The sequence below is a fragment of the Brevibacterium limosum genome, assembly GCF_011617705.1.
In the GTDB taxonomy this organism is placed as follows: domain Bacteria; phylum Actinomycetota; class Actinomycetes; order Actinomycetales; family Brevibacteriaceae; genus Brevibacterium; species Brevibacterium limosum.
In genome coordinates this window covers 2049265-2070597 of sequence record NZ_CP050154.1, presented here as the reverse complement: position 1 = coordinate 2070597, position 21333 = coordinate 2049265, and the positions used below count along the sequence as shown (strand labels likewise).

19 protein-coding genes are annotated in these 21333 nt (G+C 65.0%); 5 read left to right on the top strand and 14 right to left on the bottom strand.

Annotated elements, in window-relative coordinates:
• Position 1: 1 nt before the first annotated feature.
• The 3 genes from GUY37_RS09210 to GUY37_RS09200 form a co-directional block, all read right to left on the bottom strand.
• Complete coding sequence (locus GUY37_RS09210) at positions 2-1360, bottom strand: flavin monoamine oxidase family protein (RefSeq protein ID WP_166824803.1); 1359 nt, start codon at positions 1358-1360, stop codon at positions 2-4.
• Between the two features lie 217 nt (positions 1361-1577).
• Entirely contained in the window at positions 1578-2366 is a 789-nt protein-coding gene (locus tag GUY37_RS09205) for a septal ring lytic transglycosylase RlpA family protein (RefSeq protein ID WP_208094815.1), read from the bottom strand.
• 283 nt (positions 2367-2649) lie between these two features.
• Entirely contained in the window at positions 2650-2973 is a 324-nt protein-coding gene (locus GUY37_RS09200; protein ID WP_152346450.1) for a hypothetical protein, read from the bottom strand.
• Between the two features lie 56 nt (positions 2974-3029).
• Between GUY37_RS09200 and GUY37_RS09195 the strand changes: the two genes are divergently transcribed.
• Together GUY37_RS09195 and GUY37_RS09190 are read left to right on the top strand one after the other, a co-directional pair.
• The gene (locus GUY37_RS09195; protein WP_166824796.1) at positions 3030-3794 is read left to right on the top strand and encodes a glycerophosphodiester phosphodiesterase family protein; all 765 of its coding nucleotides are present in this window, start codon (positions 3030-3032) and stop codon (positions 3792-3794) included.
• 146 nt (positions 3795-3940) lie between these two features.
• Complete coding sequence (locus GUY37_RS09190) at positions 3941-4282, top strand: RNA polymerase-binding protein RbpA (RefSeq protein ID WP_135808267.1); 342 nt, start codon at positions 3941-3943, stop codon at positions 4280-4282.
• 150 nt (positions 4283-4432) lie between these two features.
• Here the strand turns inward: GUY37_RS09190 and GUY37_RS09185 are convergent, their stop codons facing one another.
• Positions 4433-5191 (bottom strand): polyprenol monophosphomannose synthase, encoded by a 759-nt coding sequence (locus GUY37_RS09185; protein ID WP_228278452.1) that lies wholly within the window; start codon positions 5189-5191, stop codon positions 4433-4435.
• Positions 5192-5525: 334 nt separating this feature from the next.
• Complete coding sequence (locus tag GUY37_RS09180) at positions 5526-6452, bottom strand: amidohydrolase family protein (protein WP_166829584.1); 927 nt, start codon at positions 6450-6452, stop codon at positions 5526-5528.
• Between the two features lie 76 nt (positions 6453-6528).
• Between GUY37_RS09180 and GUY37_RS09175 the strand changes: the two genes are divergently transcribed.
• Positions 6529-8223 carry a 5'-3' exonuclease H3TH domain-containing protein gene (locus GUY37_RS09175; protein ID WP_228278451.1) on the top strand — a complete coding sequence of 565 codons (1695 nt, stop codon included), beginning with the start codon at positions 6529-6531 and terminating at the stop codon, positions 8221-8223.
• A 42-nt stretch (positions 8224-8265) separates the two neighbouring features.
• Positions 8266-10527, top strand: coding sequence for an accessory Sec system translocase SecA2 (gene secA2, locus GUY37_RS09170; protein ID WP_166824790.1), 2262 nt, complete (start codon positions 8266-8268; stop codon positions 10525-10527).
• 113 nt (positions 10528-10640) lie between these two features.
• Here the strand turns inward: secA2 and GUY37_RS09165 are convergent, their stop codons facing one another.
• The 5 genes from GUY37_RS09165 to GUY37_RS09145 form a co-directional block, all read right to left on the bottom strand.
• Positions 10641-13361 carry a DEAD/DEAH box helicase gene (locus GUY37_RS09165; RefSeq protein WP_166824787.1) on the bottom strand — a complete coding sequence of 907 codons (2721 nt, stop codon included), beginning with the start codon at positions 13359-13361 and terminating at the stop codon, positions 10641-10643.
• Positions 13354-14196, bottom strand: coding sequence for a twin-arginine translocase subunit TatC (gene tatC, locus GUY37_RS09160; protein WP_323127533.1), 843 nt, complete (start codon positions 14194-14196; stop codon positions 13354-13356). The genes GUY37_RS09165 and tatC overlap by 8 nt, the downstream gene beginning before the upstream one ends.
• Entirely contained in the window at positions 14193-14483 is a 291-nt protein-coding gene (tatA, locus tag GUY37_RS09155; protein ID WP_152346445.1) for a twin-arginine translocase TatA/TatE family subunit, read from the bottom strand. Before tatA ends, tatC begins: the two co-directional genes overlap by 4 nt.
• An 88-nt stretch (positions 14484-14571) precedes the next feature.
• Positions 14572-15459, bottom strand: coding sequence for a WYL domain-containing transcriptional regulator (locus GUY37_RS09150; RefSeq protein WP_166824784.1), 888 nt, complete (start codon positions 15457-15459; stop codon positions 14572-14574).
• Positions 15443-16465 carry a helix-turn-helix transcriptional regulator gene (locus GUY37_RS09145; protein WP_227492537.1) on the bottom strand — a complete coding sequence of 341 codons (1023 nt, stop codon included), beginning with the start codon at positions 16463-16465 and terminating at the stop codon, positions 15443-15445. Before GUY37_RS09145 ends, GUY37_RS09150 begins: the two co-directional genes overlap by 17 nt.
• A 40-nt stretch (positions 16466-16505) precedes the next feature.
• Between GUY37_RS09145 and GUY37_RS09140 the strand changes: the two genes are divergently transcribed.
• Positions 16506-17639: a DUF3866 family protein gene (locus GUY37_RS09140; protein WP_166824781.1), complete on the top strand. Its 1134-nt coding sequence runs from the start codon at positions 16506-16508 to the stop codon at positions 17637-17639.
• A 141-nt stretch (positions 17640-17780) separates the two neighbouring features.
• Here GUY37_RS09140 and GUY37_RS09135 read toward each other — a convergent pair whose 3' ends face one another.
• The 4 genes from GUY37_RS09135 to prcA form a co-directional block, all read right to left on the bottom strand.
• The gene (locus tag GUY37_RS09135) at positions 17781-18155 is read right to left on the bottom strand and encodes an FKBP-type peptidyl-prolyl cis-trans isomerase (protein ID WP_166824778.1); all 375 of its coding nucleotides are present in this window, start codon (positions 18153-18155) and stop codon (positions 17781-17783) included.
• A 57-nt stretch (positions 18156-18212) separates the two neighbouring features.
• The gene (locus tag GUY37_RS09130) at positions 18213-19169 is read right to left on the bottom strand and encodes an FKBP-type peptidyl-prolyl cis-trans isomerase (RefSeq protein ID WP_228278450.1); all 957 of its coding nucleotides are present in this window, start codon (positions 19167-19169) and stop codon (positions 18213-18215) included.
• Between the two features lie 63 nt (positions 19170-19232).
• Positions 19233-20636 carry a Pup--protein ligase gene (gene pafA, locus GUY37_RS09125; RefSeq protein ID WP_166824774.1) on the bottom strand — a complete coding sequence of 468 codons (1404 nt, stop codon included), beginning with the start codon at positions 20634-20636 and terminating at the stop codon, positions 19233-19235.
• Positions 20637-21326, bottom strand: a complete 690-nt coding sequence (gene prcA / locus GUY37_RS09120; protein ID WP_166824771.1) for a proteasome subunit alpha — start codon at positions 21324-21326, stop codon at positions 20637-20639.
• Between the last annotated feature and the right edge of the window lie 7 nt (positions 21327-21333).

Genomic DNA, 21333 nt, shown 5'->3' with positions numbered 1-21333 from the left:
ATCAGGACTTCTCGCCGAGGATCCTCTCGGCGGTCGCGGTGCCGATGCGCACGGCTCCGTCGACGTGCTGGTAGCCTTCGGCGGCGATATCGGAGCTGGCGAAGTGGAGCGGCCCGACCGGGTCGTTCTGGAAGGGGCCCCACCGGTGCAGACCGCCGAGGTCGTAGCTGGTCGCATAGGCACCGCGGGTCCATTCCTCCGCACCGAAGTCAGAGAGGTAGAACACCCGGGGGTCGAGAGCCTTCGGACCGAGGAATTCGGCGAGCGCCTCGAGGATCTTCGTCCGCCGGGTCTCCTCGTCCAGGGCCCACATGGCATCGGCATTGACATCGGAGATGAACCCGACGAGGGTGCCCTGCTCTTCGCCGTGGTTCGTGTTGTCGTAGACCTCTTGGACGAGGCGAGAAGCACCGAACCCGGTTCCGCAGAGCCCGTCTTCACGCCAGAACGGTGTGTCGTAGGTGGCGTGGACCTTGATGACGAGTCCCATGGACTGGTGCTGGTGGAAGATCTGCTGGAGCCGCGGCAGAGGCGGTGTGTAGGTGATGCGTGAGTAGAGGTTCGGCGGAACGGCGACGATCGCGGAGCGGGCGCTCACACGCAGTTCCTCCGTCGAGACGCGGACGCCGGACTCCGACCATTCGATCCGGCGCACCGGCTGCTCCAGGCGGACGATGTCCGAGCCGAGCTCGTCTGCCATCTGCACCGAAACCGACTGCATTCCGCCGACGACGCGACGATCGAGGATGAAATGATCGTCGACGAGGTTTGTGAACGATCCCGCCGAGGCGGCCATGAGGATGGCCTGGAGTGCTGAGAAGGTGGTGGCGGGCTTGGTCAGCATGCCGCCGGCGACGAACAGTCCGATGTTCTCACACGCGAGCTCGTCCTCAGACTGCCGACGCAGCCAATGGTGGAAGGAGATCGAGTCGAGTTCGGCAGCGTCCTCGGCATCCCAGGGAGCCTTCGGACCGATGCGAACGGCGAGCTCGTCGAGAAGGCCGATGAGACGTTCCATCTCCGCCTGGGTCGACTCCCCTACCGGGAACATCTCCCCCGAGTAGACGGTGCGCGTGCCGTCGGGAGCGATGTAGACGCTGTCGCCGTCACGGTACCGCGGATAGGTCTCCTTGCCGAGTTCGTCGACGAGGGCGAGAAGCGCGGTCTGGTCCGGGGAGATCCACTGTCCGCCGAGTTCGAACATCTGCCCGTCGATGTGCTCGGTCCAGGTGCGACCGCCCACCCTGTCGCGGGCTTCGAGGACGACGACGCTGCGTCCGGCCCTGTGCAGCCGACGGGCTGCGCTCAGACCCGTGGGGCCTGCTCCGATGATGACGACGTCACAGGATTCTTCCGACATGGCGATCTCCTCGAAAGGGGGTGTGGTGGTGGATTCAGATTAGCCAGACCACAGTCGAAAGCCAAGGTCGAACTCGTGAGTACGGAATTCGCACCGAATGCACTATCCACACGTCGTAGCGCCAAAATGCGACTGATTCCCTATGTTTGAGCCAGCGAACAATTCGAAATTCGTTTTCCAGCGCGTTCAGCTGCGGAATCCGCAGATAGAGGTCCAGTCACTGCACTTCGTACTTGCCGTTGATCTGTCCGGCGCCGACGCCGCCGACTGCCTCCATGGCGGCCTTCGACAGGTCGAAGCAGCGGCTGCCGTGGTAGGGACCGCGATCGTTGACGCGCACGGTCACGGACTTGCCATTGGCGGTGTTCGTGATCTTCACCTTGGAACCGAAGGGCAGGGTCTTGTGCGCGGCGGTGAGCTTGTTCGTATCGAAGATCTCGCCGTTGGCGGTCTGCTTGCCGTCGAAGCCGTCGCCGCCGCCGTAGTACGACATCGGGCAGCTGCCGGATTCGCCGACCGACTCGCCCGAGTTCGACGGTCCGTCGTTCTCATCGGCGGCATCGCCGCTGGACGATTCTCCCCCGCCGGTCGATCCTTCGGTCTTCTTGTCAGCGGTCTTCGACGGCTTTGGGCTCGGGGTCTCGATATGCGTGTCGATCGTGACGTCTGCGGGCTTCTCCTCGGCCTGCTTCTTCGCCTTGGCGAGGAACTCGTCCGTGGCCTTGGTCGGGTCGGAGATGGCGACAGCCGGAGCTTCGGCCACGACCTGGCCGCCTGTGGAGGAGTCATTGGGTGCCATGGCCAAGCTCGACGCGACGACAGCAGCCGTTGCGGCAGTCGGCACGACGAAAGCGGAGAGGACTGGGCGGGTGCGGACTGCTGCCAGCACTCCCCCGGCGGTGTTCTGCCGACCGACAGGTGCGTGGCGGCCGGCCTTCTTCTTCGCTGTCAGCGCAGAGAAGATCGAATCGGTCTTCTTGGTGCTCGGTGCTGAGTGTCTGCCCACAGTGGTGTTCCTCGTCGTCATCAGAGAGTGCTTCGGCAACTCGGAGATGCAGAGGGGAAGACCTCTCGCGACGGTGCGCTTGAGGAGAGACTCCAAGTTATCGGATCGTTATGTTCACTGATTCTAATTAAGGAACTGTTACAAAAGCAATGTGGCTCACCGAATCGGCGTGCCACATGGATGAGACTCTGCTCACGGAGTACGTCTGCGCATCGTCGGTCAGCAGAACCCCGACGGCTGTTCGCGGTCGGGGCCGATCGCAGTGGGATTCAGGCAGTGAGAGTCAGCGAGGCTTGCGCTTCACCAGTCTCCGGACACCGTCGGCTCCCGTCGTCACGGTTTCCTGAGCCCTGTCGAAGGCCCTCTCGACCTTGCCGCTGCGCACAGCGTCATCGATCGCGTGCGAGACGGTCCCGAGCGCGCGGTTGACACCGTTCTCGGTGGCTTCGATGAGGCGGGAGGTCGAGGCCGCCTCACGCACGCTCTTCACACCGGTGCTCGCAACGCTGTAAGCGCGTCCGGCGGCCCGGCGTGCACGTTCGGTCGGGGTCTTCGCGGTCGCGTCGATGACGTCGTCGGGTTCGAGGGGTTCGCGGTGTGAGCTCATACGTCCATCCTTGAACAGACCCCCTGCGAAATCAACACCCTGATTAGGATTGGACCATGAATTCCCAGCCGGAGGTCACCGCAGACCCAGAGATCATCGCGCACCGAGGCGGCCTGTGGCCGGGGATGAGCGAAAACACCCTCGATGCCTTCGCCGCTGCGGCAGCGGTCGGGGTGCAGTGGATGGAGACCGACGTCCACGCCTCCGCCGACGGCGTCCTCTTCGCCGCCCATGATGCCGATCTCAACCGCATCGCCGGACTGTCCCATTCCATCCGCGAACTCGGTGCGGACGAACTCGACGAGGTCGAGCTCCTCGCGGGAGGCCGACTCCCCCGCCTCGACGCCCTGTTCGAAGCCTTGCCGCAGGTGCAGTGGAACATCGATGTCAAGGCAGCTCACAGCATCGGTCCGATGATTCGCTTCGTTCACAATTTCAACGCCGCTGATCGTCTCCGTCTGGCCTCCTTCGACTCGGCGACCCTGCGGCGCCTGCGCACGGCTCTGCCCGGAGTGCGCACGTCGACGGGGAGGACGGAGACCGCCCTGTTCGCCCTCGGTCGAGTGCCGGGGGTTCCCGATCGTGGGGCCGCTCCCCTGCCTCCGGGAGTCGACGCACTGCAGGTGCCGATGTCGTTCAAGCGGATCCCGGTGGTCACCGCTGATTTCGTTGCCTGGGCGCACCAGTCGGGTCTGCTCGTCCATGTTTGGACGATCAACGACGAACAGACGATGCAGTCTCTGCTCGACCTCGGTGTCGACGGAATCGTCACCGATGATGTGGAACTCGGCCTCGAGGTGCTGGGGCGCCGGCACGGCTGAGCCGACGTCCCTCCGACGTGGCCTCGCGACATTCCGGTCGAGGCAACGACGCGTATGCCGTCACGGGCCGTCGGCGAGGAATATTCGGGCACGGTAGACTGTTGCATTGCGTCCAAGGTGTGCAGTCGAGTCGGAAGGTCTTAGATATGAGCGAACGCAGTCTCCGCGGAACACAGTTGGGCTCGCGCAGCCTCGAAACCGAAGAGGGCGTCGAGCCGGCTCCCCGTCAGATGGTCGAATTCGAATGCGAAGACGGCACCCGTTTCAAGGTGCCGTTCTCGATCGAAGCCGAGGTCCCCTCGACCTGGGATTCCGGTCTCCATGGCATCGGCGTCCGTGTGGGAGTCAATGAACCCGATGGCGAGCCCGTCAAGCATGTGCGCTCCCACTGGGACATGCTCCTCGAGCGCCGGTCCTTCGATGAACTCCAGGTGCTCCTCGATGAGCGCCTCGCGATCCGCCGCGGCGAGGTTCCCGCCCAGAGCTGATTCAGCTGCGCTGAGAACCCTGAGGGGGTGCAGGTCTTCGGACCTGCACCCCCTCATTCGCATCAGCGCCTCCACCCCTATTGCTACCTGACGGCGGCCCAGCAACCTGGCGCCAGGTTGCTGGGCCGCCGTCAGGTAGCAATAAGGGGTTCAGGTGGCCGGCGAGGTGCGGCTCAGGAGACGTTGTGCCTGCCTGCGACGGCGGGTCAGTCCCCAACCTGCGACCTTCGTGAAGGCCTCGGTGATGATCGATCCGCTCATCTTCGATTCGCCCAACTCGCGTTCGACGAAGACGATGGGCAACTCTGTGACCCGGAAACCGGCTTCGACGGTGCGGTAGGTCATATCGATCTGAAAGCAGTATCCCTGCGACTGCACGCCGGAGAGGTCGAGAGCTTCGAGCACCGGTCGGGTGTACGCGCGGAATCCGGCCGTCGCATCCTTGACTCCCAGACCCATGACGGCGTTGACGTAGACGTTCGCGCCACGGGAGAGGAAGTACCGGGACCTGGGCCAATCGACGATCTCTCCGCCCGGAACCCACCGTGATCCGATGATGAGGTCGCCTCGTCCTTCTCGGGCGGCGTCGAGCAGCTGTCCGAGGTCGAGCGGGCGGTGAGAGCCGTCGGCATCGAATTCGCAGATGATCTCGTAGTCACGTTCGAGAGCCCATTCGAACCCCGCGATATAGGCCATGCCGAGTCCGGACTTCTCGGTGCGGTGGAGGACATTGATGCGGGCATCTTCGCGAGCCTGCTCATCTGCCCACTCCCCCGTCCCGTCGGGAGAGCCGTCATCGACGATGAGGACATCGATGTCGGGCTGCTGTTCGAACAGTCCGGCCAGGGTCACGGGGAGGGCGAGACGTTCGTTGAAGGTGGGGATGACGACAAGAATCTTGGAAAGCACGGACTCCACGATACGCGGTGGCGGGTCCGGACAATGAGTCGACACCCCCGCCTTCGGACCACGCTGCCGAAGCAGTGAGTTATCTATTGACGGGGGTGCCGACTCCATCCCGCAGCAAGCGGAATGTTCGCTTCGAATCTAGTAGTCGACACAGACTTTGCAAAATCGCTGTGACCTGGACGGATGACTGATTCCCCAGCTCAGAGCCTTAGGAGCGAAATCGAAATTTTCCCCACGTCGGCGTGTCGGCTGGACTCGCCGACATGTGCGACAGGGGCGACGAGAGCCCGGCCTCCCGACCTCGCCGAGGCGGCCCTGCCCTGACCTGTTCGACTCAGAGTTCGACGCACGTGGGCAACGCCACGTCCGGCGACAGCTCGGGCAGCCCCGGTGTTCCCGATCGCGGATCGGTGCTCCAGGCCGCGACGCGCGGGTCGGCGACCTGGACGACGAGACGTTCGACCTTCCACCGCACGATGTCGGCATCGGCTCCGTGAGCGAGAACTCCGCCTTCGGGATTGCCGGCCGCACGATGAGCGAAGCGCGTCGCGGCATTGAAGGCGGCTCGTGCGCCGATCCCGCCGTCGCCGACGACGGCATTGCGCACCGCCGCCCAGGGCGAGGGGTCGGAATGGCTGAGGGACACCTGCGCTCCGGCCGCCAGCAGCTGGGCCAAGGGCTGCGCCTGTCCGGGGTCGAGGGTGATGGCGACTCCGCTGCGGCCGAGGTGTTCGACTTCGGCCTCCGAAACGGCGAAGCCCAGACGCAGGCGATATCCGTGGCGCTGAGCATGAGCGGCATCGGCGCTCAGAGCGTCGAGCACGCTGGTGAGCTGCTCATTCGAATCGACGAGCACGAAGAGGCTGAGCGCCGGAAGCTCACCGAGCCCGAGGAGATCACCGGCCGCAATCGACGCGCGCCCGGCCGCACCGGACTCAGTGCCCAGCTGCGGATAGTCGACGATCGACAGTCCATCCGGAGCGTCGGCGGCGAACTGCGCGACCGCCTCGGCGGTGCCGATCGCATGCACATGGGTGAACCCCTGCGCGTGGAGGTCGGCAGCCGTCGGTGCCGAACCGTCCACGACCAGCCCGGCGTGGACGAAGCCCGGGGTGAGGAAGTCCTCACCGAGGTCGATCGCCTCCGGGTCCAGAGCCTTGGCCGCTTCATCGGAACCGATGAACGAGACCTTTCCGTCTGTGCATCCCAATGCCGTCGCAAAAGGGTCGACACTGCTGTAAACATCTCCACCAAAGTACATAGTCACAGCCGACAGGCTACACCGTCGGCCGTTGCGGCTACACCTGTGTCAGGACGGTCGGGTATCGTCATCGATTGTGAAGCCCTTGGTTCTGCTAGATACGCCTGCTCTGTACTACCGCGCCTTCTATTCGGTGCCGGATTCGATCGTCAACGCCGACGGTCATCCGGTCAACGCCGTGCGCGGGGTGCTCGACACCGTGGCCCAGATGGTGCGCCGCTTCGACACCGATCGTGTGATCGCGACGATGGACGCCGATTGGCGTCCGGCCTTCCGCACCGCGATCATGCCCGAATACAAGGCGGCGCGAGTCAAGGATGAGGAAGCGGGAACGGAGATCCCACCCGAGCTGGCCGTGCAGCTGCCGATCATGAATCGTGTCCTCGCCGCCGCCGGAATCCCCATCGCCGAGGTGGCGGGAACCGAAGCCGATGACGTCATCGCCACGATGGCCGCCCAGTCGACGACCCCCGTGGTCATCGTCTCCCCCGACCGCGACCTGTTGGCTCTACTCGACTCGACCACCGAGGTCAGCGTCCTGCGGCCCCGCAAGGGCGGCGAGTGGGAAGCCGTGACCCAGGCCGATCTGCCGAGCGCCTACGGAGTGCCCGACGGCACCCGCTACCGTGAGCTCGCAGCGTTGCGCGGCGACCCGTCCGACGGTCTCCCCGGAGCTCCCGGCATCGGGGAGAAGACCGCTGCGACCCTGCTGGAGAACTTCGGCTCCCTCGAGTCGATCGTCAAGGCCGCCAAAGCCGGAGTGAAGTCCGGTGGACTCAGCCCGAAGCGGGCAGCGACGATCATCGAGGTCGAAGACACCCTGTACAAGACGCTCGAGGTCATGCGCTGCCTGACCGACGTCGACCACGGCATCGACCTCGAGTCGGTTCCGAACGGTTTCGACCGCGCTGGAGTCGACAGCGCCGCTGAAGGGCAGAACATCCGTCGCTCCGTCGACAACCTCATCGCCGCGCTCGAATCCGTGGCCGGCACCGGCGGCTCGGCGCCGGCAGACGCCCCGATGCAGGGCGGCGCATCGGGACAGCCGGGGCCGGAGCGATCGGCTGAGTCGACACCGCGGACCGGCGGTGCCGGTTCGTGGGTGCAGTCGCGGCTCGTCGGCTTCGACCTCGAGACCACCGGGGTCGAACCGGCCACTGCCCGCATCGTCACCGCCGCCTTCGTCGACTCGGCCGCACAGGTGCGCACGTGGCTGGCCAATCCGGGAATCGAGATCCCGGAATCGGCGCGAGCGGTTCACGGAATCACGACCGAATTCGCTCAGGCCAACGGTGCGGCCGCCGCTCAGGTGGTCAGCGAACTGTGTGCGGAGTTCGCCGCACTCAGGGAGGAAGGCGCCGTCGTCGTCGGACACAACGTCGTCTACGACCTCAGCGTGATGGCCGCCGAGGTGGCTCGCCACCGCCCGGACATCGATTTCCCGTCGATCATCCCGACGATCGTCGACACCTTCGTCGTCGACAAGAACATCGATCCCTACCGCAGGGGCAAGCGGACGCTGATCGAAACGGCGAAGATCTACCAGGTCGAACTCCTCGACGCCCACGATGCCGCTGCCGATGCCCTGGCCGCTCTGGACATTTCCCGAGCATTGGCCGAAAAGTCCACGGAAATCTCTGTGCTCAGCAACGCTGAGATCATGGCCGCGCAGGCCGATTGGAAGCGCTCACAGGCGGCACGGCTGCAGGCCTGGCTGCGGAAGAAGGGCAACGCCGAAGCAGTCGTCGACGGTTCGTGGCCGATGTGCTGAACGCTAGACTCGACACCGACGTACACACGACGAAGGACGACAATGGGATTTCTCTCTCGCCTGCTCAACCGACCCGGCTCTCATGCGGAGAAGACGACAGGTTGGTTCGAGCGCGCCGTCGACGATCTGGGAGCGGCCGGGCGCGAATTCTCCGAGCTCAGCGATGCCGAGCTCACGGAAGCCGCCGCTGAGGTCTTCACATCGGGCAGCCAGCAGCAGACGCTCATCCGCTACTGCGCTCTGGCGCGCGAAGCCGGTGAGCGGGTCTTGGACGAACGGGCCTACGACACACAGCTGCGCGGGCTCGTCGGGCTCCTGCAGGGCAGCATCGTGCAGATGGCCACCGGTGAGGGCAAGACTCTCGTCGGTGCCCTGGCGGCAGCCGGCTACGCCCTCCAGGGACGACGTGTGCACGTCGTCAGCGTCAACGACTACCTCGCCGTCCGTGACCGCAGCTGGATGAAGCCGCTGTTCGACCTCCTCGGTGTGAAATCCGCCGCGATCTCCGGTGCGCAGACCGACGACGAACGCCGTGAGGCCTACCGTGCCGAGGTCGTCTACGCCTCGGTGACCGAGGTCGGATTCGACGTCCTCCGTGATCGGTTCCTCACCGATGATGCCGATCAGCGGGTCCCCGAACGTGATGTCGTCATCGTCGATGAGGCCGACTCGGTGCTCATCGACGAAGCGCGCGTGCCGCTGGTCCTCGCGGGCTCTGCCAGTGTGCAGGACACCGATGCCGCCATCGCAGCACTCGTGTCCCGGCTCAGCCCGGACACCGACTATGAGGTCAGCGCCGACCGTCATGCCGTCTCACTCACCGACGCCGGAGTCGACCGGGTCGAAGAAGAACTCGAGGTCGCACTCTTCGGAGAGGATGCCGAGACGCTCGCCGCCGTCAACCTCGCTCTCCACGCCCGGGCACTGGTCAAACGCGATGTCGACTACCTTGTCGTCGACGGACGGATCAAACTCATCTCCTCCTCCCGCGGTCGCGTCGCCGAACTCCAGCGCTGGCCCGACGGGCTCCAAGCCGCTGTCGAAGCCAAGGAGAGCCTGGAGGCCACCGACAGCGGGGAGATCCTCGACCAGATGACCGTCGAGGAGCTCATCCACGGTTATGCGACGGTGTGCGGAATGACCGGCACCGCGCTGGCCGTCGGCGACGACCTGCGCGAATTCTATGGGCTGGAGATCGTGCCCATCGACACTCACCTGCCCGTGATCCGCATCGACGAACCCGATCGCCTGTTCACCTACCAGGAGTCGAAGGAACGCGCGATCGTCGAAGAGGTCGCCGACAATCATGCCCGCAGCCGTCCCGTGCTCATCGGCACCTCGTCGGTGGCCGAGAGCGAGTCCCTGGCCGATCGGCTGACCGAACGCGGAATCGAAGCCGCGGTGCTGAATGCGAAGGACGATTCCCGGGAAGCCGAGATCATCGCGAAGGCGGGTGCGCCCGGTGCGGTGACGGTGTCCACTCAGATGGCCGGACGCGGCACCGATATCCGTCTGGCCGACGATGACGTCGCCGATGCCGGCGGTCTCCTCGTCATCGGTGCCGGTCGCTATCCCTCTTCGCGTCTCGATGACCAGCTGCGCGGTCGTGCGGGTCGTCAGGGTGATCCCGGCACGTCCGTGTTCTTCACCAGCCTCGAAGATGAACTGCTCACCAGGGTTCCCGAGATCCAGCGCTTCGTCTCCGAGGGCGACGAGACCGGGCTCATCGAGTCCAAGCGCGCTCTCGGCCTCGTCGAGCATGCTCAGCGCATCGCCGAGGGGCAGAACACCGCACTGCACCGTGACACCTGGCGTTTCAATGAACTCATGGCCAAACAGCGCGAACTCGTCCTCGAACGCCGAGCCGAGATCCGCAAGGACGACGAACCGGTCAGTCAGCTGCGAGACGAACTCGGCGACCGTGCCGATGAGATCGCACAGGAGCATTCGGAGGAGCTGCTGGAGTCGGTTCTCCGCGAAGTCATGCTCTTCCACCTCGACGCGCGTTGGGTCGATCACCTCGCCTTCCTCAACGATCTGCGTGAGGGCATCCACCTGCGCACCTTCGCCCGGGAGAAACCGCACGAAGCGTTCAACACAGAGTCGATCCGCGTCTTCTCGTCGTTCTGGTCAGATGTGATCGACGATTCGAAGGCGACGATCGAGGAGGCGACGATCACCGATGAGGGAATCGATCTCGAATCGCATGGTCTCAAACGTCCGTCGTCGACGTGGACCTATCTGACGACCGAGAACGCATTCGGCTCCGATATCGAGAACATCGTCAAGAAGGTCCGCCGCTGAGACGGTGAGACCGGGCCCCGGCTCCTGCGGGGAGCCGAGGCCCGGTCTCGAGCCCGTATCGATCAAGGTGCCCACTCTGTCCGGTGACGACGACGGACAGATTCCGGCGACGGTCAGGAGTCGGCGACGACTCCGCGACGGATGGCTTCGATCGTGCGACGCACCCGCACTGCGGTCTCCGCATCGATGACTTCAGCGACCTGACCGAGCAGATCGAGGCTCTGTTTGGCCCATCTGACGAAGTCTCCGGCGGCGATATCGCTGCCCCGCAGGGACTCCGAGAGCGTTTTGCCTTCGGTCCACCGGTACATCGGTCTGATCAGGCCACGGTCCGGTTCGTCCGTCGTGTTCAGCGCATGCTGCTCTTCGAGGTGGAAGAGCCGACGCCAGATCGTCTCGGATTCGTCGCAGACGGCTTTGAGATCGGCGCTCGGGGCCCGGTGCGCTGTGAGGGTGTCCCTGCGCGACTGGAACACGAAGATCGACGCGAAGGCCGCGAGTTCCGGCTCATCGAGGCGGTCCCACAGACCGGCGCGGATCGTCAGCGCCACCAGCAGATCACGTTCTCCGTAGATGCGGCGCAGCATCGTCGAGTGTGCGGGGTCGAAACCGAGACCGCGCAGCACATCCTGGACACGGTCGAAGACCAAAGCGATCGAAGTGGTGCGGCCTTCGATGCGGGCGATGAGCGAATCGTTCTCCCTGATGAGCTTGTCAGCACGGGTGGCCCATCGAGCGTGGAGCTCCCGGTCCGGGCAGTCATGGCAGGGGTGTGCCCGCATCTGCGCCTGGAGCTCGGTCACGGTGGTGCTTTCGCCCTGATGCTGCCGGCTCGATTCCCAGTGAGCTTCGGAATCGACCCGACCGTCGTGAACGGCGGCATCGAGGATGGACAGCAGCTGCCTGCGATCGCCTGCCTGCCGGTGGTTGAACTTCTTCGGCACCCGTACTCGCCCCTGAGAGGCGACGGGTTCGGTCACCTCGTGCGGGCGCAGGTGCCACACCTTGCCCTGCTCGGTGAGCACGGTGGGCAGTCGGGAGACGCCGTCCTTGTTGCTCATCGGGGCGATGATGACCGCGCGTCCGCCGACCCGTTTCGCAGGCATCATCACCACATCGCCGATCTTGAGTGCGGTGAGTGATTCGACGATATCGCGCTGCTTGTTCCGCGACTTCGTCCGCGTCTCCTGCTTCTGCGTGTCCGAGATCGCCCGACGCAGTCCGGCGTATTCGGAGAAGTCGCCGAGATCGCAGTGCATGGACTTCTCGTACGCCTCGATCGTGGCTTCGTTCTTTCGCACCTTCCGGGCCAGGCCGACAACGGCCTTATCGGCTTGGAACTGGGCGAACGAGGTTTCAAGCACCTTGGCGGCTTCGTCCGAGCCCATCCGCGACAGCAGGTTCGCCGTCATATTGTAGGTCGGTCCGAAAGCGGAGTTCAGCGCGTAGGAGCGGTTCGAGGCCAGGGCCGCCAGCTCGCTGACTTCGATGGTCGGGTGCCACACCACGACCGAATGGCCGATTCGATCGATTCCGCGGCGACCGGCCCGTCCGGTCAGCTGCGTGTACTCCCCCGGCGTGATCATCACATGCGCTTCGCCGTTGAACTTCACGAGCTTCTCGAGTACGACGGTGCGTGCAGGCATGTTGATGCCCAGGGCCAGGGTCTCCGTGGCGAAGACGACCTTGATGATTCCCTGCGAGAACAGCTCTTCGACGAGCTGCTTGAACTGCGGGATCATCCCCGCGTGGTGGGCGGCCACGCCGAGCAGCAGACCCTCACGGAAGGTGTGATAGCCGAGGATGCCGAGGTCTTCATCGGCGAGCTCATCGCGCAGGGATTCGAGAGCGGCGTTGACGATCGTCTTCTCTTCCCTCGAATTCAGGTCGGTGCCCGTGCTCAGGTACTGTTCGACGGCTTCGTCGCAGCCGTTGCGGGAGAAGATGAACATGATCGCCGGCAGCATGGCCGCCTCGGCGAGGGAGGCCACCACCTGAGTGCGGCTGGGACGACGGAACCGCGCCCGGGTGGCACGCGCGCGCTTCGAGCGCGGTCCCCCGTGAGTGCGCGTGGCATGGTTGAGCGCCGGGTCGATCCGATCGGAATCGGTGTGCGTGAACAGGTCGTACATCCGGTGGCCGACGAGGACATGGTTGACCAGGGGCACGGGCCGGTGGCTCGTCGACACGATCGTCGTCGGTCCTCTGACCTCGCGCAGCCAGGCACCGAACTCCTCGACGTTGGACACCGTCGCCGACAGCGACACCATCTGCACACGGTCGGGAAGGTGGATGATGACCTCTTCCCACACGGGGCCGCGGAACCGGTCGGCGAGGTAATGGACTTCGTCGAGGACGACGAAGCCGAGATCCGCCAGACCTGCCACATCGTTGTAGAGCATGTTGCGCAGCACTTCGGTGGTCATGACGATGATCGGCGCGTCGCGTCGGATCGAGGTGTCACCGGTGAGCAGCCCGACGTTCTCGGCTCCGTGCACCTCGGCGAGGTCATTGAACTTCTGATTGCTCAGCGCCTTGATCGGCGTGGTGTAGAAGATCCGTTTGCCCTCGCCCCGCGCCAATTGCACAGCGAACTCCGCAATGAGCGTCTTGCCCGCTCCGGTCGGCGCGGTGACCAGCACGTCCTCGCCCTCCTGCAGATGGCTGCAGGCTTCGATCTGGAAGTCGTCGAGGTCGAACTCGGTGCGCTCCATGAACTCGCCCAAGGGTGTGCGCGCGAACTCTGCACGCGCCTTGAAGTCGGCATAGGCGGCGGAGGGGCTCAGCGGTTGCTCCGCAGAGGTGTCGGTCGAAAGTGGTGTGGAGTCAGTCATTCTTCTCTTCGTCGGTCAGTTCGTCCTCGTCGACCCACAGGCCCTGCGCGATGAGCCGCTTCTTGCGTCGGCGATCGTTGAAGACGCAGATCACCCACGCCAGGCAGAACAGCGTCATCATGGGGATGACGAGGAAGAACATGGACATTGCGTCCGGAGTCGGGGTGGCGATCGCGGCGAACAGGAAGACGAGCATGACGATGATGCGCCACGACTTCTTGATCCTCTCCGCCGACAGGATCCCGAGCATGTTCAGTCCCACCATGAGCACCGGCAGGACGAAGGCGAGTCCGAAGACCACGATGATGACCATCACGAAGCTCAGGTAGTCCTGTGCCGGGATGATGTTCGTGCCGCCCTCGGGGGTGAACGAGGTCAGCGCCTTCACCGCGTTGGGCAGCGCGAAGAACGCCATCGTCGACCCGGCCAGGAACAGCGGGATCGCCGCGCCGAGGAATCCGAGGGAGTACAGCTTCTCCTTCCGCTTCAGACCCGGCACGATGAAGGCCCAGACCTCATAGAGCCAGATCGGGCAGGAGAGGAAGAGACCGATGAAGAACGAGAGTTTGATCTTCAGGTCGAAGGGCGAGGCGACTCCGGCGAAGTTGATCTCGGCCATCCGACCGCCGTTGTCTCGGATGGTCCGGATCGGCTCTTGGAGGATATCGAGGACGGGATCGTAGAGGAACCAGCCGGCCACCGCACCGAGGGCCATGGCGATGGCGGAGATGATGACCCGGTTGCGCAACTCGACGAGGTGCCCGACGACGGGCATCTTCTTCTCAGGATTGCTCTTCCGTGATCGAGATGGCTTCCGCTGACTGTTCTCTTTCACTTCTCGTGAGACTGCGGGTCCTGCTTCTCTCGCCGCGACTCCTCGGTTCCGGTGGTCTCACCGGTGGCCGCGGCGGAATCGGTCGAGGAGTTCTGATTGAGCGCTCCCGGCTCGGTGGTCTTGCTCGTGCCGGATTCGTCCTCGTCGCCGCGCAGATCCTTGACCTCGGACTTGAAGATCTTCATCGACTGTCCCAGGCTTCGGGCCAGCTGCGGCAGTTTGGGTGCGCCGAAGATGATCACGATGATGAGGATCACGATCGCGATCTGCACGAAACTCGGTTTCATGGGGAGCTCTCCTTGGATTGTTGATGCTGTGGACGATTCTACGCGCTGCGGCTGAGCCTTTCATCCACATTCGGACGCGGTCTTCGTCTCAGCCGAGCCTGCGCAGAGCGGCCGCAACCGCTTCGGTGTCATCGATTTCGGTGATCACATCGGCGTGACAGAGCAGAAACCGGCTGAGCCAAGCCACCGAGTGCACGAGCAGACGGATACGCACACTCGTCTCACCGCTGTCGAGATATTCCCGATTCGTCACGTCGAGTTCATCTGCCAGCCATGCTCCTCTCGCCGCGAGACCGAGGGTGACCTCGTATGAGGTCGTCGCCGCTTCGCTCACCGACATCGGGGGGTGCGCCGCCGGTTCCCAGGACCGGATGCGGCCCAGGGCGAAACGGCGCGGAGCCCCGGCCGAATAGCACCAGGCGTCGACATACCAATCGGCGCCGGGCACGAGACGGGTCGGGGCGATGGTCCGCGTCGTGAGTTCGTCGCGGGACCCCACGTAGTAGTCTATGCGCAGCGCCGTCCCGTCCTCGACGGCCTGCCGCAGAGCGGCCAGCAGCTCCTCATCGACGTCGATGGGACTGACATCGACCGCGGTGCGCAGGTTCTCCCCCGCCGCCACACGCAGTTTGGACGCCGCAGTGGCCACCGCTTCGGAGTCGAGCCCGGGCAGGGACGAGAGCATGTCGAGGGCGAGGACGAGGACGCCGGCCTCCTCGGCACTCAGCCGCACGGGCACGGAGACCTCCTCGGCGTTGGAGATGAAGATCTGTCCGCCCTCCCAGGACGCATCGATGAGGTCATCGGGCATATGTCCGGGTCGGCCGGTGACGAAGAGCAGCTGCAGATCGTCGATGAGAGTGTCGGAGTCGATGCCGAAGTAGGCGGCAGTGTCTTCGAGATCCGCTCCCGGATGGGCGTCGAGGTAGGGCACGAGGCTGAGCAGCCGGGTGAGACGTTCACGCGCTGAGGACACTGGCGCCTCCCAAGCGGTTGAGCGACTCCCGGATCGCCTCGCGTCTGCGGTCGACGGCTCGCACGAGCTCGGGCGGGTCGACGGCATCGACGGCATCACCGAAACCGACGATCTCAGCGGCCAGGGCGTCGACATCGGAACAGCCGATGATCACTTCGTCTCCGTCGCTGCGGATCTGTCGGCGTCGCAGCGGATCGGCCCGGTGGGCGCGGATGCGCAGCGTCGCCTCGGCGACGACGGCCATCTCCGAGCTCGACTGCAGCGCCAGCTGCGGGGAGAAGTCCTCGGGGATCTCATAGTCTCCGGGTTCACGGCCGCCGAGCTTCGCGATTCCACCCTCGACGCGGGAGAGTCGGAAGGTGCGACGCGCCTGCCGATCGAGGTCGAAGCCGAAGAGGTAGACGCGGTCACCACGACTGAGCAGCGCAAAGGGTTCCAGGCGCACCTTCCGCACGCTCTGGCCGGGCTTGTGATAGCGGAATCCGATGGCTTCGCGGGCGTTGATGTGATGGAGGGCGGCGGCGAAGTTCGCGCTGGCCAGCCTGTGCGCGGCGGTGCCCGGGTCGACGGCTCCCGGCCCGTCCGCGGACTGATCGAGGTCGATGCCGAGAGCGCGCAGCTTCGTCAGCGCCTGGGCGGAGGACTCCCCGAGTTCGGTTTCGGACCAGAATGCGGCGGCCACGGTCACGGCGGCCACCTCGGCGGGGGTGAGATCGACGTCGTCCATCGCATAGTCGGCGGTGGAGATCCGGTAGCCGGTCTCCCCCACATCACCGTAGGAGTCGTGTTCGGCTCGGGTGGCGATGGTGATGCCCATATGCCGCAGCAGTTCCTTGTCGCGGGAGAATTTGCGATCGAAGGCGACCTCGTCGAGTCCGGAATAGCCGTCGATGGCGCTCATCAGAGTCTTGCGCGACACCCAACCGCGGGACGCGCGCAGGGCGATCAGCAGATTCATCAGACGTTCGGTCTGCTGTCTCTGTCTGCTGGTGCGGGGTGTGTTCACGATTCCACCGTAACCTAGGCCGGGCGATAGTCTTGGGACCATGATTCATTGGCGCAAAGGAATCGTCGCAGCGATTCGCTCCACCCGGCCAGGATACACAGAGGTCGACGTCGAACTGGACGAGGCTCTGCCGGGCACCGATGTGAGATCCATCCGGGCGGTCGCCTATACCGATGCCGTCGGGCAGCCGACGACGGCCGACGCCGTCATCGTCAATGTCTCGGCTCTCGCGAAGCGTCTGGGCACGGGAGGGTTCGGACTCATCATCGCCCTGCCCGATGCCCTGCCGGCCGACCCGCCGGAAGGTCCCGGTCATCTGGTCAAGGACCGCTATTCGCCCCTGCAGACGATGGTCCTCGGCGTCGACGATCAGGAATCGCAGCATCATTCCACCCTCGCCGAGGCGGAACACCTCGACGGCATGCCCGTGGTCGTGGCCGACCTGCATTCGGCTCTGCCCGCGGTGATCGCCGGAATCCGTGCCGTCGACCCGTCCCTGTCAGTGGTGTATGTGCTCAGCGACGGTGCGGCACTGCCGGCCCCGTTCTCGCAGGCCGTCGCCGGGCTCAAGGACGCCGGGTGGCTGAGCGGGTCGATCAGCACCGGCCAGGCCTGGGGCGGTGATCTGGAAGCTGTGACCATCCATACGGGGCTGCTCGCGGCCAAGCACGTGATGGCCGCCGACATCGCCATCGTCGCTCAGGGTCCCGGGAATCTGGGCACGGGCACGAAGTACGGGTATTCGGGGTTGGTCACCGGTGAGCATCTCAATGCCGCGGCCCTCCTCGGCGGGCGTCCGGTCGGTCTGCTGCGGATGTCGAATGCCGATGCCCGAGGCCGTCATTTCGGCATCTCCCATCATTCGCTGACTCCGCTGAGTGAGGTCGCCCGGGCGGGGATGACCGTGCCGGTGCCCGATTTCTCCACCCTCGCCGAGGCGGAGCGGGCCGAGATGGATCCGGACCCGAATGTCGTGGCCGAGACCGTGGCCGGACAGCTGCCTCGTCTGCAGATGCATGATCTCGTCGATGTCGACCTGACCGGGCTGTGGGATGCCTTGGGCACCTCCCCGGTGCGGCTGTCGACGATGGGCAGGAAGCTGCCGGCCGATGCCGCATCGTTCCTCGCCGCGGCCGCTGCGGGACGGTGCGCCGCCGAACTCGCCCGCCGCTGACCACGTCGAACACTCAGTCCGCCGCCTCGTCCTCGCAGAATCCCCCTCCGCGTCGGGAAAGACAGAGGTGGCCGGGTTCCGAAGAACCCGGCCACAGTCGTCTCAGGCAGAATCAGCGCGTGTTGGTCCTATTGCTGTCTCTCAGCGCACGTTCTCGAGGTCGCACACGAAGATCAGGGACTCACCGGGCCCGATGACCCCGCCGGCCCCCTGGTCGCCGTACGCCAGGTGCGGCGGGATCTGCAGGGTGCGGCGTCCGCCGACCTTCATCCCCTGGATGCCCTGGTCCCAGCCGGAGATGACCATTCCGGAGCCGAGACGGAACTCCAGCGGGGTGCCGCGGTTGTACGAAGCGTCGAACTCTTCGCCCGTGGAATAGGCGACTCCGACATAGTGCACGCTCACGGTGTCGCCGGACCCCGCCTCGGCGCCGGTGCCGATCACATCATCGGTGATGATGAGCTCGGTCGGGGCGTCTCCGCCGGGGAAGTCGACTTCGGGCTTCTGCTTGCTCATATGTTCCTCCTGGTGTCGGTTCTGTTGAGGTGTCGCTCGGTGTCGGACCGTTGGGTCTCAGCCCTGGGCAGAGAGGATGTCGACGACGAAGATCAGTGTCGCATCGCCGGGAATGGACGGTTCGCTGCCCTGTTCGCCATAGCCCTTGTCCGGTGGGACGACGAGGACGACCTGGTCGCCGACCTTCTGACCGACGAGTCCCTCATTCCAGCCGTCGATGACCTGAGCCTCGCCGACCGGGGCGACGACGAAAGGCTGTCCGCCCTTCTTCCAGTTCGAGTCGAAGGTCTTCGACGTGTCGTCCCAGAGCCAACCGGAGTACTTCACGGAGACGCTCTGGCCTTTCTTGACCTCCTGGCCTTCGCCCTCGATCGTCGTGTAGGACTCAAGCTCGGTCGGCTTCTTGCCCTTCGGCTTCGAGATCGACGGAGCACCGTCGTCACCCCACTTCACGGTGACGGGGTTGTCCGACTGGTCGGCTTTCGTGCCTTCGGCGCGAGTCAGCGGTTTCGTCGTGTCCTCGACATCGATGATGTAGACCAGCGTCTGGGAGGCTTCGCCCTGCTGGGCGCTGCCGTTGAGCGACATCATCACGCGCGATCCGACCTTGACGTCGATGAGCGCGTCAAAGAGGTCTTCGGAGATCTGGGCCTTGTCCATGGGGAATCCGGCGGCGGAATCCGAATCGTAGCTGGACTCGACGGTCTTGCCGGTCGTGCCGGAGACCAGTGTCATCTGTGCCGTGACCTGCTCGCCCTCGGCGATCTTGTCGCCGGTGCCCTTCTTGAGCACCTTCTTCTCGGTCTCGTCGATGACCAGTGGAGCCTCGAAGCTGACCTCGGGTTTCTTCCCGATCTTGCCGTCGACGGTGATGTCGTCGAGACCGGTCGACTTCGCGTCCTGAGCGGCCACCGACGGCGGAGGTGTGGTCGAGTCCTCTGACTCCTCACCCTGTCCGCAGGCCGAGAGCAGCAGCAGGCCGGCCGCGATGGCGCTGAGCACTTTGGTGCGCACTGGTTTCCTTTCGTCACGGGAGGCCGTGCCCGGATGGGGGCTCGACCGGATCACAGGGCGATCTTACAGGCCCGCGATGAGTGTTTCCGCCTGCGGGTGAGTCGTCGCGAACGGGTCTTTGAGCGCGACTGCTCGACCGGATTCGTCGTTGAGCCGCAGGTGCACCCAGTCGACGGTGTAGTCCCGACGGGCGGCGTGAGCGGCGCGCACGAATTCGCCGCGGATCGCAGCGCGCGTGCTCGCCGGCGGTGTGTCCTTGGCCCGCTCGGCCGCCTCGGCGGGAACGAGGCTCTTCGCCATCCCGGCGGCTTCGAGTTTGGGAAACAGGCCCGTTGCGGGGGTGATGTCGTGGAAGGCGATGTCGAGGCGGTGAATGCGCGCATCGGCGATATCGGCGATGCCGCGCTGCATGGACCGCTCGATGAGGGTGCGTTTCATCACCCAGTCGATCTCCGTGTCCACGCTCGAGAAGTCCTGGGATTCCACGGCTGTGAGCATCCGTGTCCACAGATCGATGACATAGTGGGCGAGATCATCATCGCCGAGGCTGTGCTCCCCGGATTCCACGATCCGCTGGGCCCGATCCCGGTAGTCGCCGAGCAGTCCCAGCGGAGTCGTCGTGGTCCCGTCCGTACGTTCGAGCACGACCTGCCCGGTGAGGTCGCGGGCGACGAGACGAATATCGCGCACCGGGTGGCGCAGCCCGTTCTCCGGGATCCTGGCGCCCTGTTCGATGAGGTCGAGCATGAGCACCGCGGATCCGATCTTGAGCGCCGAGGTGGCCGTCGACATCGAGGAATCCCCGACGATGACGTGCAGCCGCCGGTACTTCTCCGCGTCCGCGTGCGGTTCGTCGCGCGCGTTGATGATCGGTCGCGACCGCGTCGTCGCCGAGGACAGTCCCTCCCACATGACATCGGAGCGGGCGGAGAGGCCGAACATCATCTCCGACCGGTCGGCCTCCTCGTCGGGGGCGAACGCCGAACGGCGGGGGATGACGGCTCCGGCCCCGACGAGCAGCTGCCTCGAGACGAGGAAGGGCAGCAGCACCGTGGTCAGCCGGTTGAAGTCGAGTGTGCGGCGGATCAGGAAGTTCTCGTGGGAACCGTAGGAGTTTCCTGCCGCGTCCGTGTTGTTCTTGACCATGTGCACGCGTCCGCCGATGTCGTCGGCCTCGAGCGCGGACTGTGCCTTGTCAAGCAGATCGATCATCAGGCCTTCGCCGGCCCGGTCCTGGGCGAGCAGATCGCCTAAGTCATCGCATTCGGCAGTCGCGTATTCCGGGTGGGATCCGACGTCGAGGTAGAGGCGTGACCCGTTGGGGAGAAACACATTCGAGGACCGGCCCCATTCGACGACGGGTCGGAAGAGGTAGCGGGCGATCTCCTCGGGGCCGATGCGGCGGCCCTCTGAATCGGCGGTGTGGGCGAGTCCGTATTCGGTTTCGAGTCCGTAGATGCGTGCCACTCAGTCCTCCCGCAGTCGGCTCATCGCCGCATCGTCGAGGCGTCGGAATGTCCTCTGCTTCGTCGTGGTGCGGTCGAGGACAGCGGCCTCCAGCGCATCGGTGTCCAAGGTCGCCTGGGTGGCGGCTCCCAGCGCGGCCACGCCGTGGTCGAACACTTCCCGCAGAGTCATCTGCGAGCTGCGCACTCCGGCCAGGGAGGCGGTGATCGCATCGGCCTGACCGCCGATGGCCACGTGTTCGGTCTCGTCGATGACGGACCCGTCGTAGCTGAGTCGGTAGAGCTGGTCCCCCTCCGGTGCGACTCCGAGCTCGGCGACGACGAGTTCGACTTCGAAGGGCTTCGATTCGGTGGTGAAGACTCCGGCCAGCGTCTGTGCGTAGGCGTTCGTCAGTCCCCGAGCGGTGACGTCGGTGCGGTCGTAGGAGTACCCGCGCAGGTCCGCGTAGCGGACTCCGGCCTGGCGCAGCGTCTCGAATTCGTTGTATTTGCCGACGGCGGCGAAGCCGATCCGGTCGTAGATCTCAGCGATCTTGTGCAGCGTCGGTGACGGGTTCTCCGCCAGCAGCAGGATGCCTTCGTCGAAGCGCATGACGACGACGGACCGGCCTCGGGCGATGCCCTTGCGGGCGAAGTCCGCCCGGTCCTTCATCAGCTGTTCGGGCGAGACGTAGAACGGTGCCTGACTCATCCACGAT

Excerpts from the sequence above, each read along its gene's own strand:
- GUY37_RS09135 (WP_166824778.1), bottom strand. The coding sequence starts at position 18,155 with ATGAGCAAGCAGAAGCCCGAAGTCGACTTCCCCGGCGGAGACGCCCCG.
- prcA (WP_166824771.1), bottom strand. The coding sequence starts at position 21,326 with ATGAGTCAGGCACCGTTCTACGTCTCGCCCGAACAGCTGATGAAGGAC.
- GUY37_RS09140 (WP_166824781.1), top strand. The coding sequence starts at position 16,506 with ATGATTCATTGGCGCAAAGGAATCGTCGCAGCGATTCGCTCCACCCGG.
- GUY37_RS09180 (WP_166829584.1), bottom strand. The coding sequence starts at position 6,452 with ATGTACTTTGGTGGAGATGTTTACAGCAGTGTCGACCCTTTTGCGACG.
- GUY37_RS09195 (WP_166824796.1), top strand. The coding sequence starts at position 3,030 with ATGAATTCCCAGCCGGAGGTCACCGCAGACCCAGAGATCATCGCGCAC.
- secA2 (WP_166824790.1), top strand. The coding sequence starts at position 8,266 with ATGGGATTTCTCTCTCGCCTGCTCAACCGACCCGGCTCTCATGCGGAG.
- GUY37_RS09200 (WP_152346450.1), bottom strand. The coding sequence starts at position 2,973 with ATGAGCTCACACCGCGAACCCCTCGAACCCGACGACGTCATCGACGCG.
- GUY37_RS09190 (WP_135808267.1), top strand. The coding sequence starts at position 3,941 with ATGAGCGAACGCAGTCTCCGCGGAACACAGTTGGGCTCGCGCAGCCTC.
- tatA (WP_152346445.1), bottom strand. The coding sequence starts at position 14,483 with ATGAAACCGAGTTTCGTGCAGATCGCGATCGTGATCCTCATCATCGTG.
- GUY37_RS09165 (WP_166824787.1), bottom strand. The coding sequence starts at position 13,361 with ATGACTGACTCCACACCACTTTCGACCGACACCTCTGCGGAGCAACCG.
- GUY37_RS09210 (WP_166824803.1), bottom strand. The coding sequence starts at position 1,360 with ATGTCGGAAGAATCCTGTGACGTCGTCATCATCGGAGCAGGCCCCACG.